Origin of the sequence: Paraburkholderia lycopersici, from assembly GCF_900096975.1 — a bacterium.
Classification (GTDB): Bacteria; Pseudomonadota; Gammaproteobacteria; order Burkholderiales; family Burkholderiaceae; genus Paraburkholderia; species Paraburkholderia lycopersici.
On the sequence record NZ_FMYQ01000001.1, the window covers coordinates 397,287 to 413,336 of the forward strand.

The window sequence follows — 16,050 nt, forward strand, 5'->3', positions numbered from 1 at the left end:
GCCTCGCGGCCCGCGCGCGTCTTGCGCGCCGGACCCGCGAGGACGCCCTCCTCCCGTCGCTGGCGTCGTTACAATAACGACACGGTATTTTCCCGGCGCGCGTTTTCCCGTTCAGAGCCATCAATCAGGGCTCTCGAGGTCCATCGCAGCGCCACGCAACGAGCGCCCCGCGATGAACGACGACCAGCTTCTCCGCTACTCCCGCCATATCCTCGTCGACGAGATCGGCATCGAGGCACAGCAGCGCTTCCTCGACGCGCACGCGATCGTCGTGGGCGCGGGCGGCCTCGGTTCGCCGGCGGCGATGTATCTCGCGGCCTCGGGCGTGGGCACGCTCACGCTCGTCGACAACGACACCGTCGACCTCACCAACCTCCAGCGGCAGATCCTGCACGAGACGGCATCGGTGGGCCGCGCGAAGGTCGAGTCGGGCCGCGACGCCCTCGCGCGGCTCAATCCCGAGGTGAAGGTGAACGCGCTGCAAACGCGCATCGACGACGCCTGGCTCGACGCGCACGTGCCGGGCGCGACCGTCGTGCTCGACTGCACCGATAACTTCGCCACGCGCCACGCCATCAACCGCGCGTGCGTCACGCACGGCGTGCCGCTCGTCTCGGGCGCGGCGCTTCGCTTCGACGGGCAGATCAGCACGTTCGACTTCCGCGACGACGCCTCGCCCTGCTACGCCTGCGTGTTTCCCGAGGACCAGCCGTTCGAGGAAGTGGCGTGCTCGACGATGGGGGTGTTCGCGCCTACGGTGGGCATCGTCGGCGCGATGCAGGCGGCCGAGGCGCTGCGCGTGATCGGCGGCATCGGAGCGCCGCTCGTCGGGCGGCTCATGATGCTCGACTCGCTGCGCATGGAGTGGAACACCATGCGCGTCGCGCGTCAGCCGGATTGCCCGGTGTGCGGCGAGCGGCATCGGCGCGGCTGAGCCTTGCCGGAAAAAGCCCCGGACAAGCCGGGGCTTCTTTGCATTCGCGCGCCGCGCGCGAGCGTACCGCGCGGAGACTCAGGCCTGCGTCACGCGCTTGAGCGCCGCCTGCAGTTCCTCCGGCTCGTAAGCCGCCAACACTTCGGACACCGGCCTTTCCAGCATCTTCAACTGCGAGCGCAGGATCTCCTGCTTCACCACGAGCAACTGGCTCGGATGCATCGAAAACTCGGTGAGGCCCATGCCGAGCAGCAAACGCGTGAACGTCGGGTCGCCCGCCATCTCCCCGCACACCGACACCGGCACACCCGCGCGCTTCGCCTCGCGCAGCGTATGCGCGATCAGTTGCAGCACGGCCGGATGCAGCGGATCGTAGAGATCGGCCACGGCGTTGTCGGCGCGGTCGATCGCGAGCGTGTACTGGATCAGGTCGTTGGTGCCGATCGAGAGGAAGTCGAGGCGCTTGAGGAACATCGGCAGCGCGAGCGCGGCTGCCGGAATCTCGATCATCGCGCCGACCTGAATGTTGGGATCGTAGGCGAGACCCGCGTCGTCGAGCTGGCGCTTCGCCTGGCGGATCAGGTCGAGCGTCTGGTCGATCTGCTGCGCGTGCGCGAGCATCGGGATCAGGACCTTGACCGAGCCGAACGCCGACGCCCGCAAGATCGCGCGCAACTGCGTGAGGAACATCTGCGGTTCGGAGAGGCTCCAGCGGATCGCGCGCAGGCCGAGCGCGGGGTTGGCGGCCGTCTCGTAACCATCGCCGCCGCCCATCGCGTCGAGCGGCTTGTCGGCACCCACGTCGATCGTGCGGATCGTCACGGGCAGCCCGTTCATGAGTTCGACCGCGCGACGATAGGCGGCGAACTGCTCCTCCTCCTCCGGCAACTGGTCCTTGTGGTTCATGAACAGGAACTCGGTGCGAAAGAGGCCCACGCCCGTCGCGCCGGAGTCGAGCGCGGCCTGGGCATCTTCGGGCAGCTCGATGTTCGCGTAGAGCTGGATCTTCGCGCCGCACAGCGTTTGCGTAGGCGAGAACTTCAGGCGCTGCAGCTTGCGCCGCTCGAGCGCCATCTCGCTTTGCCGGTACGTGTACTCCTCCAGCACGATGGGCGCGGGATCGACGATCACGACGCCATGGTCGCCGTCGACGATGATGAGATCGTCCTGGCGGATCAGCGCGCTCGCCTGCTGCACGCCCACGGCCGCGGGAATGCCGAGGCTGCGCGCGACGATCGCCGTGTGCGAGGTGCGCCCGCCCAGATCGGTGACGAAGCCCTGAAACGTTTGCCCCTTGAACTGCAGCATGTCGGCGGGCGCGATGTCGTGCGCGACGACGATCATCTCGTTGCAGCCGCCGTGCAGCGTGGCGGGCATGGTGCCCGCGAGCGCCTTCAGCACGCGCTCGACGACTTGCTCGATGTCGGCCTTGCGCTCGCGCAGGTACTCGTCTTCTACGTCGTCGAAGTGGCGCGAGAGCCGCTCGAGTTGTTCGGTAAGCGCCCACTCCACGTTGAAGCGGCGCGTACGGATGAGGTCGATGGTCTCCTGCACGAGCATCACGTCGTTCAGGATCATGAGGTGGACGCCAATGAACGCACCCATTTCGGAGGGAGCGTCGGCGGCGAGGTCGGCGCGCAGCGCGTCGAGTTCCTGCTCGACGGCAGCGAGCGCCGCGCGAAAGCGCACGATTTCGTCCTCGATCTGCGGGGGCTCGATGAGGTAATGGTCGACGTCGAGCGCCGCCGGCGCGATCAGATACGCTCGCCCGATGGCTATACCGCGTGATACGGGAATTCCATGCAGCGTGAACGGCACGCGCACCTCCTCTGGTTATTTGATGCTGCGGCAAACCGCTGCAATGCGCTCTCTCAGACCCCGGCGATGATTATAGATTCCACCGCGGCCGAATGTGGCTACACGAGCCTTGCCGGTGCTTACTGCGTCCTTGTGCAGCAGGTTGTGCAGCAGGCTCCGGGGCGCTGCGAACGAACGCGGCGCACGAACCGCGCAAACGAAAACGCCGCGGCGGGCCGCGGCGTTCCGAATGGGCGCGACGACGAGGTGCGTTTCACTGGCCTTCGCCGAACTTGTCGGCGATCAGCTTGAGCAGTGCGCTCATGGCGTCGGCCTCGTCCGGGCCTTCGGTTTCGATCAGCACCGTACTGCCGATGCCCGCCGCCAGCATCATGACCCCCATGATGCTCTTGGCGTTGATGCGGCGGCCGTTGCGGCTCATCCAGATTTCGGCCTGATAGTTGCCTGCGAGTTGCGTCAGCTTTGCCGACGCACGAGCGTGCAGGCCGAGTTTGTTCACGATGGTCGTTTCTTGTTGCAACATAGGTCGATCCGGACGCAGTGTGTGGAAGTGTGACTGTGTTCTTTCGGTGTGCGTTGTGTTCTGGCTTTCGCTGGCGCGCGCCGGACTCAGGGGGTGCCGGTCGGCCTGAGCGCGCCGGCCGGTGCGCTGTCTGCGCAGGCCGTGCTGCGCGCGGTGCAGGCCGGCGGGTTCGAGGCCTGATTTGCGGATTGCCTGGCTGCCTGGTCTGTCGCGCCGGCTACGGCCTCGGCGCATGGTGTGGGCGGGCAACCGCAATCGGTCGCGGTCGCCGCGGACGGCGTGCTCGATCCGATGATCTGGACACCCTTGCTCGCGCCGGCCAGCGCCTTTTCGACGAGCGTATCGAGCGGCGTGGCACGATAGCAAACGGCACGCACGAGCATCGGCAAGTTCACGCCGGCCAGCACGCGCACCTCGGGCACGGTGGCAAGGCGCGCCGCGATGTTCGAAGGCGTCGCGCCGAACATGTCGGTCAGCACGAGCGCGCCGTTTTCCTCACGCAGGCGCTCGATCTCCGCATTCGCCTGGGCGACCACTTCCGCGGGGTCGCTGTCGGGTAGCACGTCGAGCGCGCCGATGCGCGCCGGACAACCGCCATAGATATGCGCGATGCACTCGCGTAACGCGGTGGCGAGCGGTGCGTGCGCAATGATCAGAATCCCTGCCATGTCAGCCTGACTGCAATAAACGGCTCGGTTGATGCCCGGCGCGATCTCCTCGATCGCGTCCGGCAGCGCCGAACCCGCGGCCAGCCGTAAGCTCGCAGGGTCGGAACACGCGCCGCCCGGCAGTCCCGGCGCCTCATTGGCGACGCCGGCTTGCCTGCCCGGAGCGTGGGCTCGCGGCATTGTAGCAGGGTCATTTTCGCGCACGCGAGGCGCTTTTGCTCGCCGCGCGGCAGATGTCGCGCGCCGTTCACAAGGGACCGCGCAACCACCCTCGGCAGTGCCGGTGCGCCCGCCCTGCAAGGCGCTTCCCCACGTCCCGCAGATGCCGCCGCGCCAGGCCGGATTCAAGGGCCCAGGCCAGGCGCGCGCCTCGAAAATGCAGGCAACCGGCCCGTCGCTCTTCAGGCCGCCGCGCGCTCCAGCGCGTCGATGAACATCGCGGCCACGTCGAAGCCCGTCTGCTCCATGATTTCGCGGAAGCACGTCGGGCTCGTGACATTGACTTCGGTGAGCCAGTCGCCGATGGCATCGAGCCCCACGAGCAGCAGGCCGCGTGCCGCGAGCGTCGGGCCGAGCGCCCTGGCGATCTCCATGTCGCGCGCGGTGAGCGGCTGCGCGCGGCCCAGGCCGCCGGCGGCCAGGTTGCCGCGCACCTCATTACCCTGAGGAATACGCGCGAGCGAGTACGGCACCGGCTCGCCGCCGATCAGCAGAATGCGCTTGTCGCCGTCCTTGATCTCGGGGATGAACTTCTGCGCCATCACGCTGCGCGCGCCGTCGTGGCTCAGCATCTCGATGATCGAGCCGAGGTTCATGCCGTCCGCCTTCACGCGGAACACGCCCATGCCGCCCATGCCGTCGAGCGGCTTCAAGATCACGTCCCGGTGCTCCTCGTGGAACTTGCGCAGGCGCGCGGCGCTCCTCGTGACGAGGGTGGGCGCGACGAACTGCGCGAATTCGCCGATAGCGAGCTTTTCCGAGTGATCGCGAATCGACTGGGGCTTGTTGAAGATCTTCGCGCCTGCGCGCTCGGCGATTTCGAGCAGCCACGTGGACGTCACGTACTCCATGTCGAAGGGCGGGTCCTTGCGCATGATGACGGCGTCGAAGCCGGTCAGCGCGCGCGAATCGGCCGAGTCCCCGAACCACGTTTCGCGATGCAGGTCCGCCGTATCGCCGACGATCGCAAAGCGCCGCACGTCGGCCTCCACCCGGCCGTTCACCCATGCAAGATGCTGCGGCTCGCACGCAAAGAGCGTGTGGCCGCGCTTCGCGGCCTCGGCCATCATCGCGTAGGTCGAGTCCTTGTAGATCTTGAACCGCTCGAGCGGATCGGCGATGAAGAGAATGTCCATATCGTCCCTGGTGTCATGACGGCAACGCCCGCACGGTGGCGGGCGCTGCGTTGAATTGTCCGAATGATGACGGCGAAATGCGCGGCCTAAACGTGGATCGCCTCCGGATCGGTCTTCTCCAGCTCGACCGACGCCGCGAGCAGACCGAGCCGCGCCACCACGCCATACATGTAGAAGCGGTTCGGCGGCGCCGCGCCCGCCTTCGCGCGCGTGTCGGGCAACGCCGTGTGCTCGAAGCCGAGCGGCACGAAATGCATGCCCGGCGCGTTCAGGTTCTGATCGCGCTCGCGGCTGCCGTGCGCACGGTAGAAACCGCCCACCACGTAACGGTCGATCATGTAGACGACCGGCTCCGCCACTTCGTCGCCGATGTGCTCGAACGTATAGACGCCTTCCTGCACGATCACGTCATGCACTTCGAGCCCGTCCTTCGTGGCCGACATCTTCGCACGTTCGCGCTTGGTGAGCGCGGCGACCTCGGAGGCGTCGTGCACCGTCATCACGCCGCGGCCGTCGGTGCCGGCATCGGACTTGATGACGACGTAGGGCTTTTCGGTGATGCCGTACTCGCGGTACTTCTTCGCAATCTTCTTGAGCACGGCGTCGATGGCGGTGGCGAGCTGCTCTTCGCCGATGCGCGCCTCGAAGTCCACGCCTTCCACGTGCGCGAAGTACGGATTGATCATCCAGGGGTCGACGCCCACCATCTTCGCGAACTTCTTCGCCACGTCGTCGTAGCAGGAGAAGTGCGTGGATTTGCGGCGCACGGCCCAGCCGGCGTGCAGCGGCGGCAGCACGTACTGCTCGTGCAGGTTTTCGAGCACCGGCGGAATGCCGCCGGAAAGATCGTTGTTCAGCAGGATCGAGCAGGGATCGAAGTTCTTCAGTCCGAGGCGGCGCTGCGAACGCTCGAGCGGCTCGAGGACGATCTTCTGGCCGTCTGCGAGCGAGATCGTGACCGGCCCGGCGATGCTCTCGTCGAGCGTGCCGAAGCGCACGTTCAGACCGGCCTGGCGCATGATCGTGGCGAGCCGCGCGACATTCTCCAGATAGAACGCGTTGCGCGTGTGCATCTCGGGGATCACGAGCAGATTCTTGGCGTCGGGGCAGATCTTCTCGATCGCGGCCATGGCCGCCTGCACGGCGAGCGGCAGTACTTCCTGCGGCAGGCAGTGGAAGGCGCCGGGAAAGAGATTGGTGTCGACGGGCGCGAGCTTGAAGCCCGCGTTGCGCAGGTCGACCGAACAGTAGAACGGCGGCGTGTGCTCCTGCCATTCGAGGCGGAACCAGCGCTCGATGGCCGGCGTCGCGTCGAGGATGCGCTGCTCCAGTTCGAGGAGCGGGCCGTTCAACGCCGTAACCAGATGCGGGACCATAAGGGGTGACTCGCGGACGAAATGCTGTGATTGTAGGGAAACCGGCCCTTCATCTGGGGGCGATCGCGCCAGTTGCAAGACGGGCCTGCGTGCATGAATCCCCACGCGCGGAAGGGTCAACCGGGCCCCCGATCGGCCCCCAACCTGTCAAATCGGCCTCGATCGGCCCCAATCGCCTCCAGCCAGACCTGGCCGGCCGAGCCCGCCCGCGCGGCAATTCACGCCGGATATCCATTCTGGACCGCGCGCACAGCCCGGCGCAATTGGGCACACGGATTGAAGGGGCACTATACGAACGCGCGAGCGCTGCCCTTATTCCCCCCAAACCGCCCCTGGGCGGCGCAAACCCCGCACCTGACTCGCGCGCCACGGAATCCGGCGCGCCAAAGAAAAGGGCCCGCCGAACAGGCGGGCCCAGGTCGCTGCTGCTTGCTGCCTTGCTGCTTGCTGCCTCAAACCAGCGTCAAACGAGTTTCAGATTCGATGACGAACCGCTCGCTTACTCCACGCGCTCGCCATGCAGGATCACGTCCAGACCTTCGCGTTCCTCTTCTTCGGTCACGCGCAGGCCCATCACCATGTCGATGACCTTCAGCAAGACGAAGCTCACCACGCCGCTGTAGATGAGAGTCGTGAGCACGCCCTTGATTTGCAGGACGACGCTGCCGTCCGCGCCGCCGATGTCCTTGACCGCGAACACGCCGGTCAGGATGGCGCCGATGATGCCGCCGATGCCGTGCACGCCGAACGCGTCGAGCGAGTCGTCGTAGCCGAGCTTGCCCTTGAGCCAGGTGGCCGACCAGAAGCAGACCACGCCCGCCACCACGCCGATCACGATCGCGCCCAGCACGCCGACGAAGCCCGATGCCGGCGTCACCGCCACGAGGCCCGCCACGGCGCCCGATGCGATGCCGAGCACCGACGGCTTGCCCTTGGCGATCCACTCCGCGAACATCCAGCCGAGCGCCGCGCAGGCCGTGGCGACTTGCGTCGTGAGCATCGCGAAGCCGGCACGGCCGTCAGCCGCGACCGCCGAACCCGCGTTGAAGCCGAACCAGCCCACCCACAGCATGGCCGCGCCCACCAGCGTGAGTACGAGGTTGTGCGGCGCCATCACTTCGCGGCCATAGCCGACGCGCTTGCCGAGCACGAGGCAGCACACGAGACCGGCGATACCGGCGTTGATGTGCACCACCGTGCCGCCCGCGAAGTCGAGGATGCCGGCGCTGGCGAGCCAGCCGGTCGGCTCCCACACCATGTGCGCGATCGGCGAGTAGACGATGATCGACCACAGCGACATGAACACGAGCATCGCCGAGAACTTCATGCGGTCAGCGAACGCGCCGGTAATGAGCGCGGGCGTGATGATCGCGAAGGTCATCTGATAGACGAAGTACACCGTCTCGGGGATGGTCGGCGCGAGGTGGCTCACGGTGAGCGTCGTGGCCTTGTCGCCCTTGATGTAGTTCATGCCTTCGAGGAACACGCGCGAGAAGCCGCCGATGAACGAGCCGCCCGGCGTGAACGCGAGCGAGTAGCCCACCACCGTCCAGATCACCGTGACGACGCAGGTGATCGCGAAGCTCTGCATGAGCGTGGCGAGCACGTTCTTCTTGCGGACCATGCCGCCGTAGAACAGCGCGAGGCCCGGAATCGTCATGAAGAGGACGAGCGCGGTGGAGGTCAGCATCCAGGCGGTGTCGCCCGAGTTGATCTTCGACGAATCGACCGAGAACGGCGCGGTCGGTGCGGCGGGCGCGGCCGCGGCGGCAGCCGATGCCTCGGCGGCGGCCGGAGCGGACGCGGCGTCGGCCGCGGGCGCCGAAGCGGGCGCGGCCGCGGAGGCGTCGGGTGCCGAAGCGGTGGTGGCCGGCGCGGAGGCCGCGGCCGGTGCGGAGGCGTCGTCCGCCAGCGCGGCGCCGACGCCGCCGGCCAGCAGCGAGCCGGCCATCAGCAAGGACATCAAAAGTTTGCGCATCTCGGTTTCCTCTTGTCTCTCTATGTCGACCGGGGTTGGCGGCTCCAGCGCCGCGCCCGGGACCCGTTCAGGTCGCTTGTTTCAGGTCGCTTGTTACAGGGCGTCGGCGCCGGTCTCGCCGGTGCGGATGCGGATCACCTGCTCGATCGGCGTGACGAAAATCTTGCCGTCGCCGATCTTGCCCGTGCGGGCCGCGCGTTCGAGCGCCTCGATGGCCTGCTCGACGATGTCGTCGGCCACGGCGGCCTCGATCTTCACCTTCGGCAGGAAGTCGACGACGTACTCCGCGCCGCGGTAGAGCTCCGTGTGCCCCTTCTGGCGCCCGAAGCCCTTCACCTCCGTCACGGTGATCCCCGAAACGCCGATCGCCGAGAGGGCTTCGCGCGCCTCATCGAGCTTGAACGGCTTGATGATTGCTGTAATGAGTTTCATGTAGTCCTCGCTGTGGTTGCTTCATCCCTTTGTTTGCTTCTGCAACGGGCGCCTTGCGTGCAGCGCATGTGATCTCGCCGCGTCGCCGGCGCACCGCGAGCCAACCGTCGTTCGGTGCGCGGGGCAGTATTAGCAACACCCGTGCCAATTCGCGGTGCCTTGCCTGCGACATAAGTGCGACGGACTTCGATGCAAGGGTAGCCAAAGCCGTGGACAATGCGGTCCGCGCCTTGACGGGCGCGGCGCGCAAGGCCTTGGCCGAACGGCCAGCGTGGCGCGCGCGCGGTGGCATGGCGGGGGGAACGTTGCTAGAGTGTCCTCAGGCCTCGCTCCCGCACAGGCAGCCGCGCAGCGCCTGAAGCGCCCGCCGCGCGACGGCGCGAAGCGCGCGGCCCGGTCTTGCGCACCAGTTGCGCGCACGCATGCCGGCGGCCTGCGAATTCGCACCAAGATCGATCACGGCGCGAAGCGGGGCACAGGCGAAACGAAATTTGCACATTTTTTGTGCAACGAAGGGGAATCGAATGAAACAACCAAACGACGTTTTCAATGATCTGCAGGCACGCATGAGCGACCTGCTCAAGAACTCTCCGGCGCGCGATGTCGAGCGCAACGTACGCGCCATGTTGTCGCAAGGCTTCTCGAAGCTGGATCTCGTCACGCGCGAGGAGTTCGACGCGCAAACGCAGGTGCTCGTGCGCACGCGCCAGCGCCTTGAGGAACTGGAGCGCCGCGTGGCCGAGCTCGAACAGAAGCTGCCGGTGACTAGCCAGTCATCCTGATCATTTCGCTGCGCACCTTCATGTTCAATAACGTGCGCAGTCGAGTGCAGCAACTGCACATCGCCGCAAGCGATCCGTAGCGTGATCGCAATGGAACCGTAAAGGGGCATACGCCTCACCTGTCTGGCGCATGCGTAACGTGTAACGCGCGCTTTTTCCCGCATGCGCCCTTCCCGGAGAACGCCATGTCGCTTGCCGTGGTGCGCAGCCGCGCGCCGGCTGCCGGCCGCGCGCCCGAAGTCACCGTAGAAGTTCATCTCGCCAACGGGCTGCCGTCGTTCTCGATCGTCGGACTGCCCGACCTCGAAGTGCGGGAAAGCCGCGAGCGCGTGCGCGCCGCGCTTTCGAATTGCGGCTTCGATTTCCCCGTAAGGCGCATTACCGTCAACCTCGCGCCGGCCGATTTACCCAAAGAATCGGGCCGCTTCGATCTGCCCATTGCGCTCGGCATTCTCGCGGCGAGCGGCCAGATCCCGGCCGCGGCGCTCGCGCACCGCGAATTCGCGGGCGAGCTTTCGCTAACCGGCGCCGTGCGGCCGATGCGCGGTGCGTTCGCGATGGCATGCGGCACGGCGCGCGCGCATGCGGATCGCGAAGCGCGCGACGGCGGGATGGAAGCGTCCGTTCGCAACGCGGCGACCGGCGGCGCAATCATTCGGAATCCTGATGCTGACGAAGCAACGGCTGACAACGCGCTCGCGCTGTGCGGACGGCTCAGCGTTCCGGAGCTTTATCTGCCCGCGCAAAACGCCGCCGAAGCGGCCCTCGTGCCCGGCGTCGCGGTGTACGGCGCGGCGGACCTGCGCTCGTTGTGCGCGCACCTCGCGTGCGAGGACCCCGACGCGCGCCTCGCGCCCGTGCGTGCAAGCGCTTTCGAGGCCGCCCAGGGCGCAGCCCCACCGGACATGGCCGACGTGATCGGCCAGCGCGGCGCACGCAGGGCGCTCGAAGTCGCGGCGGCCGGCGGCCATCATCTGCTTACCTTGTGGCCAATTAAACCCCACACTCAGTCGCTTCGGTTCTCCCGTTCCTGGTCGGCTAGGTAAATTCCGTTTACCACGGCGCTTGTTAGTCCAACTGTTGCCAAAATCGGCTTTTGGCCCGATTATCGATTCATCTAACAAACGGGGCCGACATGGAGATCGCACGTGTTTTCAGCTTCCTAACCTATCCCGCGAAGAATCGGGACAACGTTCCAGAAGTCTCCGGTACTGAAATTCCTGTACGAGACGAAAAGCTGTGTCGCATGCTAAACGACATCTACTGCCAAGCAGACCGGGAGTGCAATATTCCGATCATGTTCGTCACCGACGGCCAGCAGAACAACCCTGTGCGAACGGAAATTATGCGAATCGTAAGCACACGTCGAATAGACGCGGCAAAGGCATTAGCCAACCGCTTACAAAATGCGACCGGCGGCCAGTCTGGTATGGGCTTGTTCTTCGTTTGCCTTGGCACGCCGAACGCCGAAAAGATTGTGATCGCTCGGTTTCCCGCTGACGAAGGAATCGTTGCAGAGAAAGCCGAAGATCAGCTCACCGTTCAGTTCGTAGAACAGGTGTTTTTGAAAAGCGCCCTCGCGTACAAGGCTGTCATGTACAAGGGCGGAGACGATGGTGACGACTTTTGGAGCGGGCACGCTGTGGACCGCCAGGTAAACCACGGGGCGAAATCAGTTGCTGACTATTGGATCGTAGACTTCCTTCAATCAGATTATCGTAGTACTTCGCAGCAAGGCACCAAACGCCTTGCGGTTGCTTTGCGCACCGCAATTGCCAATGCCCCAAACGCAAATGTAAGGCATGAGATTGCTATGGCAGCGCAGTTGGCCAGAAATCTGAATCGTCGACAAGTCATGACCATCGCCGAGTTCTGCGATGATCTTCATTTGAGCGAGGAATCGAAGCGTACGGTCGTCGCGGCGGTCTCTCCGCCACGGACGTTGCAAAGTCGCTTCCGCTTTGATATCGGCGAATTTACGCGACACATCTCTTACCGCTCGATTGAGCTAGACAACGGCGCGATGCTGTCGGCGGAAATTGCAAGATTCGAAGAGTGCTTCGACGAAGCCGTTTCAGAAGTAGATCCGGAATTGATCACATACTCGACGTCAGGAAGGATCGTTGACGAACGTTTGAGGAAGGTCAAGTGAGCGATGACGAGCTGAAAGCGGAGTACGCGTCACGGTATGACGAGATCCTAGCCCCATTGGCGTCTCGCATAGGTGATTTCCTGGCTAACACAGTGAAAGGTCTGCCCCGCGTAGACCGGGTTTCCGCACGCGCGAAGAGCCCTGATCGATTCATGGCGAAAGCAATGAAGGAGATAGATGGGGTTCGAAAGTACACACGGCCGCTTACACAAATACAGGACCAAGTGGGCGCACGCGTGATTACGTTTTACTTGGACGACGTAGCAGCCGCGTCCGCAAGAGTGGAAGAATATTTTCGCCCAATAGAAGCTCGCGCCGTCATTCCCGACTCCGAGAGTGAGTTTGGTTACGTCGGTAAGCACTATATTCTGGCAGTACCTGAGGATGTTTATCCGGAAGATGAAGAGAGCGTTCGGCGCATGCCAAAGTTTTTTGAACTCCAAGTGAAGACGCTGTTTCAGCATGCATGGAGTGAAGCCGGGCACGACCTAGCCTACAAGCCAGCCACGCCCCTATCAAGCTTGCAGAAGCGTCAATTGGCATTCACTGCCGCCCAAGCATGGGGAGCTGACCAGATATTCGATGCGCTGTCGCGTGAACTACTAGCTCCGCCGAATCAATAAGCCCCGTCGATCAGGCCCGGCAGGCGCAATAATTGACAGCGGCCAACTATGTTCAAAACCGCATGCTCAACCAGTCGTCGTCGTTGAATTGAGTGAAGCCATGCCGAACAAACTCGGCCCTGTCTTCCATGTACTTGGCACAGAGGACCTGAATGCCCTCCGTCGCAAGTATCGCTTTCGACTCTCTCGCGCGCTTGGCCGAGTCTGTCTGTTGAGCGACTTGGTCGATGACAGAGCGGGGAATGAGTCTACCGGTCGCGTTTCTAAATAACGCCCAAATCGCCTGTCTGCCGCTTGATGCCGTCATGATTGCATTTCTCGCGGCCTCCGGGAGGTCGAGCATGAAGTTCCGAGGCATCGCGCCTTGCGCAAGCCAAGTTATCTGGGACTTGCCGAAAGCAGACACGCTCTTCTTGCCATCCTGGTTTGCGCCGTTTGTAAGGACCTCCGGCACCATCCGAAGTATCCCCATGCCGCACCGTCCCGTATTGTCGTCGCCTGTGACTAAGAGACAGAGTTGGTTCATCGCCTCGCGCGGAATCATCCACGTGTTCCCAACGGTGAACTTGGTGTCTACCTCGTGCCCCACGATCAGATTGTCGAGAACTTCGCCGCGTCCGAGCCCCAGTTCGGTACGCAGAACAATCTCGACCTTCGTGCCGATGTATGTCTTTTCCGTTTTCTCGAGTTGCTCTACGCGATAACGCCCGGTGCGCGGGCCGTCGATGACCTCGTCGAAAGACTTGCGGATAGCACTGCCCACGACCCCGAGGAGGTCTGGCCTCGCAAGCAGGAAATTTCGCACCTCAATCAGCGCGTGGTCATAGGGAACCGGTACAACGGGGTTCTGGATGGTGCTCACAATATTCTTCTTCTGTCCAATAGGTGTATTGAAGTATCCGCTCCTCTGCATGGATACACAAGTATGGATACACATTTTTGGATACACATCTGTGTATCCACGTGATAGAGTACCAGGCATGTTGAGAAAAGATGTTGGCCTCCGTATCCGTGTCGATAGGGACCTTAGGGACGCTTTTGTGGAGGCGTGCCGGTCCCAAGACGTGGCTGCGTCCGAGATACTACGAGAGTTTATGCGCTGGTACACCTCGCAAACGAATACCCAAGGGGGCCAGCTTCCGCTCCCCTTTAACGTCAATAGCAACTACAACCAATGAAACGAACGACCGGACCAACATCCATAGAGATTTGCAGTGGTGCTGGCGGCCAAGCGCTTGGGCTCGAAATGGCAGGCTTCGGCCACGAAGCGCTCGTTGAGATTGAACCCCCTGCGTGCGCGACGCTGCGTGCAAACAGGCCTGAATGGCAAGTTTTCGAACAGGATCTTCGGGCTTTCAGCGCCCTGCATTACAAGGGTATCGACCTTCTCGCTGGGGGCGTTCCGTGCCCCCCGTTCTCGAAGGCAGGAAAGCAACTCGGTGCCGACGATGAGCGCGACTTGTTCCCCGAGGCAATACGGTTAGTCGATGAGTGTCGGCCGCGCGCGGTAATGCTGGAGAACGTCCGAGGTCTGCTCGATGCGGTCTTCGACGACTACCGGAACAAGGTAGAGACGCAGCTCAAGAAGTTGGGATATGTTTCCGGATGGCGTCTGCTCAACGCATCCGACTTCGGCGTCTCACAACTCCGTCCGCGAGTCATCTTCGTCGGTATCCACAAGGATATCGCTGGAAAGTTCTCTTGGCCCGAGCGTCTCGAAGATGAGCCTCCAACGGTGGGCGAATTACTGCACGATCTAATGGCCGAACGCGGATGGCTCGGTGCTGAGCGCTGGAGAGAGGTAGCCAACACAATTGCCCCCACGCTCGTCGGCGGCTCAAAGAAACACGGCGGTCCAGACTTAGGCCCAACGCGTGCCAAGCGGGCTTGGGCATCTCTTGGCGTCGATGGCATGGGCATTTGGGATGCGGCGCCAGATCGCGACTTCGTAGGCATGCCCCGCTTAACAACTCGCATGGCTGCTCGCATTCAGGGCTTCCCCGATGAGTGGCAGTTCTCGGGTAAGAAGACTGCGGCATACCGCCAAATCGGCAATGCCTTCCCGCCACCTGTCGCGCGCGCCGTGGCGCAGCAAATCCGCCGCGCCATCACGAGCCGCAGGATGTTAAAGGTCGCGTGAGGCCTGAAGTGGTGGACAAGATTTCACCGTCCCGCCGAAGCGCCAACATGCGTGCGATACGGAGCTCGGACACCAAGCCTGAGCTCCTCGTCCGACGGCTCGTCCACCACTGCGGCTACCGCTTCCGGCTTCATCGCAAGGATCTGCCAGGGAAGCCCGACTTGGTCTTTCCCGGTCGAAAATCAGTTATCTTCGTCCATGGCTGCTTCTGGCACATGCACGGCTGCCCTTCGGTCCGCGTTCCAAAATCCAATGTCGGCTATTGGAACCCCAAGCTCGAACGGAATCGGGCGCGGGACCAGCAGAGTTATTCTTCCCTCGAGAAGCTCGGCTGGAAGGTATTGATTGTATGGGAATGTGAAACCAAGGATCTAGACGCGCTAGAACGCAAACTAAAGATCTTCCTGCAATAACTTCCCCCCAAACTAGCATGCCGGAACCGGCGATCAGATCGGCGCGGGCAATGGACATGCGTTAGCAAGATTCGCTTTGGCTAGATAGCAGTTCTTGGCAAGCCCGTCGGACATCATCTTCGCTTGGCAAATGGACGTCTCCGAAACTGTGCTTCGTGTCACATTCAAGAATGACATTCTTGAATGACGGAATCGCATCGGCGAGGAGGTCCGCAGACTTGATCTTCCTGCCTTCGTTACCGCCTCTCGAACGGAATTTTGGGTTCGTCACGTATAGATCGATATTTGTGTCGCCAATCCAACAATCGACTCTAAACAAAGCGTCTGCAAGGGGGTGCTGCTTTACGTCGACTCCTTCACTCCGCAGCAGCGAGATGACATATTGCTCCTTTAGAAATGAATAGTAGGCATTCCCGATCCGCCACCGTACAGCATCCTTTGCTAATTGCTCTTGACCGCAAAGCGATGCCGCCACTCGAACTTTCTCTCTAATATCATCGTACAAAGCGTCCTTGAATATCGGATGTCGGATGAAGTCGTCGAATAGAAGAAGTCCGCCAACTTTTTCGGTCACGAAATGAAATAGATGCGTAAACGCGAAGTCTGGGTGCCAGTCCCGAATGGTTGGGACTTTGCTAACCACACTATTTTTGATATTTCTGAGCGCATGTTTGGACTGGTCCGCTGCAATCTGCTCGCAAAGCTGTAAGACATCCTTCGGTCGGATATTGTCGACTGTACCAGTCACGTGATTAATTACTCGCGGAACCACCAGTCGCTTCCTTTGGTCCGTTTTCCAACGGGCTAGGCGCGTTGCAGCTGATTTTGACCTCGAAAATCTCACGATGACTTCTTG

General features: G+C 62.9%; 15 protein-coding genes and 1 pseudogene. 7 read left to right on the forward strand and 9 right to left on the reverse strand.

Annotated elements, in window-relative coordinates; genetic code table 11:
- Nucleotides 1-172 precede the first annotated feature (172 nt).
- Entirely contained in the window at nucleotides 173-934 is a 762-nt protein-coding gene (locus BLU17_RS01700) for a HesA/MoeB/ThiF family protein (protein WP_091993559.1), read from the forward strand.
- Nucleotides 935-1,012: 78 nt separating this feature from the next.
- On the opposite strand, the gene ptsP is transcribed toward BLU17_RS01700, so the two are convergent.
- From ptsP to BLU17_RS01735, 7 genes are all read right to left on the reverse strand, one after another.
- Nucleotides 1,013-2,752: a phosphoenolpyruvate--protein phosphotransferase gene (gene ptsP, locus BLU17_RS01705; protein WP_091994177.1), complete on the reverse strand. Its 1,740-nt coding sequence runs from the start codon at nucleotides 2,750-2,752 to the stop codon at nucleotides 1,013-1,015.
- A 253-nt stretch (nucleotides 2,753-3,005) separates the two neighbouring features.
- The gene (locus BLU17_RS01710) at nucleotides 3,006-3,275 is read right to left on the reverse strand and encodes an HPr family phosphocarrier protein (protein WP_091993562.1); all 270 of its coding nucleotides are present in this window, start codon (nucleotides 3,273-3,275) and stop codon (nucleotides 3,006-3,008) included.
- Nucleotides 3,276-3,361: 86 nt separating this feature from the next.
- The gene (locus BLU17_RS01715) at nucleotides 3,362-3,943 is read right to left on the reverse strand and encodes a PTS sugar transporter subunit IIA (protein ID WP_245746696.1); all 582 of its coding nucleotides are present in this window, start codon (nucleotides 3,941-3,943) and stop codon (nucleotides 3,362-3,364) included.
- Nucleotides 3,944-4,344: 401 nt separating this feature from the next.
- Nucleotides 4,345-5,298 carry a glutathione synthase gene (gene gshB / locus BLU17_RS01720; protein ID WP_091993564.1) on the reverse strand — a complete coding sequence of 318 codons (954 nt, stop codon included), beginning with the start codon at nucleotides 5,296-5,298 and terminating at the stop codon, nucleotides 4,345-4,347.
- 86 nt (nucleotides 5,299-5,384) lie between these two features.
- Nucleotides 5,385-6,674: a glutamate--cysteine ligase gene (gene gshA / locus BLU17_RS01725; RefSeq protein ID WP_091993567.1), complete on the reverse strand. Its 1,290-nt coding sequence runs from the start codon at nucleotides 6,672-6,674 to the stop codon at nucleotides 5,385-5,387.
- Nucleotides 6,675-7,173: 499 nt separating this feature from the next.
- Complete coding sequence (locus tag BLU17_RS01730; protein WP_091993570.1) at nucleotides 7,174-8,652, reverse strand: ammonium transporter; 1,479 nt, start codon at nucleotides 8,650-8,652, stop codon at nucleotides 7,174-7,176.
- 93 nt (nucleotides 8,653-8,745) lie between these two features.
- On the reverse strand, nucleotides 8,746-9,084 hold the full coding sequence (locus tag BLU17_RS01735; RefSeq protein ID WP_028209287.1) for a P-II family nitrogen regulator: 339 nt from the start codon (nucleotides 9,082-9,084) through the stop codon (nucleotides 8,746-8,748).
- A 524-nt stretch (nucleotides 9,085-9,608) separates the two neighbouring features.
- On the opposite strand from BLU17_RS01735, the gene BLU17_RS01745 reads away from it, so the two are divergent.
- The 4 genes and pseudogenes from BLU17_RS01745 to BLU17_RS01760 all read left to right on the forward strand — a co-directional run bounded on the left by BLU17_RS01745 (nucleotide 9,609) and on the right by BLU17_RS01760 (nucleotide 12,641).
- Nucleotides 9,609-9,866, forward strand: a complete 258-nt coding sequence (locus BLU17_RS01745; protein WP_091993574.1) for an accessory factor UbiK family protein — start codon at nucleotides 9,609-9,611, stop codon at nucleotides 9,864-9,866.
- A 185-nt stretch (nucleotides 9,867-10,051) separates the two neighbouring features.
- Nucleotides 10,052-10,858, forward strand: a pseudogene (locus BLU17_RS01750) (magnesium chelatase domain-containing protein); the annotation flags it as partial.
- A gap of 143 nt (nucleotides 10,859-11,001) precedes the next feature.
- Nucleotides 11,002-12,018 (forward strand): hypothetical protein, encoded by a 1,017-nt coding sequence (locus BLU17_RS01755; protein WP_143189151.1) that lies wholly within the window; start codon nucleotides 11,002-11,004, stop codon nucleotides 12,016-12,018.
- Complete coding sequence (locus BLU17_RS01760) at nucleotides 12,015-12,641, forward strand: GTP pyrophosphokinase (RefSeq protein ID WP_091993579.1); 627 nt, start codon at nucleotides 12,015-12,017, stop codon at nucleotides 12,639-12,641. The genes BLU17_RS01755 and BLU17_RS01760 overlap by 4 nt, the downstream gene beginning before the upstream one ends.
- A 52-nt stretch (nucleotides 12,642-12,693) precedes the next feature.
- On the opposite strand, the gene BLU17_RS01765 is transcribed toward BLU17_RS01760, so the two are convergent.
- On the reverse strand, nucleotides 12,694-13,503 hold the full coding sequence (locus BLU17_RS01765) for a NaeI family type II restriction endonuclease (protein WP_176928883.1): 810 nt from the start codon (nucleotides 13,501-13,503) through the stop codon (nucleotides 12,694-12,696).
- Nucleotides 13,504-13,815: 312 nt separating this feature from the next.
- On the opposite strand from BLU17_RS01765, the gene BLU17_RS01775 reads away from it, so the two are divergent.
- Together BLU17_RS01775 and BLU17_RS01780 are read left to right on the forward strand one after the other, a co-directional pair.
- Nucleotides 13,816-14,781: a DNA cytosine methyltransferase gene (locus tag BLU17_RS01775; protein WP_091993587.1), complete on the forward strand. Its 966-nt coding sequence runs from the start codon at nucleotides 13,816-13,818 to the stop codon at nucleotides 14,779-14,781.
- 11 nt (nucleotides 14,782-14,792) lie between these two features.
- On the forward strand, nucleotides 14,793-15,194 hold the full coding sequence (locus BLU17_RS01780; protein WP_281247779.1) for a very short patch repair endonuclease: 402 nt from the start codon (nucleotides 14,793-14,795) through the stop codon (nucleotides 15,192-15,194).
- Between the two features lie 61 nt (nucleotides 15,195-15,255).
- Here BLU17_RS01780 and BLU17_RS32150 read toward each other — a convergent pair whose 3' ends face one another.
- Nucleotides 15,256-15,942 carry a hypothetical protein gene (locus BLU17_RS32150; RefSeq protein ID WP_143189152.1) on the reverse strand — a complete coding sequence of 229 codons (687 nt, stop codon included), beginning with the start codon at nucleotides 15,940-15,942 and terminating at the stop codon, nucleotides 15,256-15,258.
- Nucleotides 15,943-16,050 lie beyond the last annotated feature (108 nt).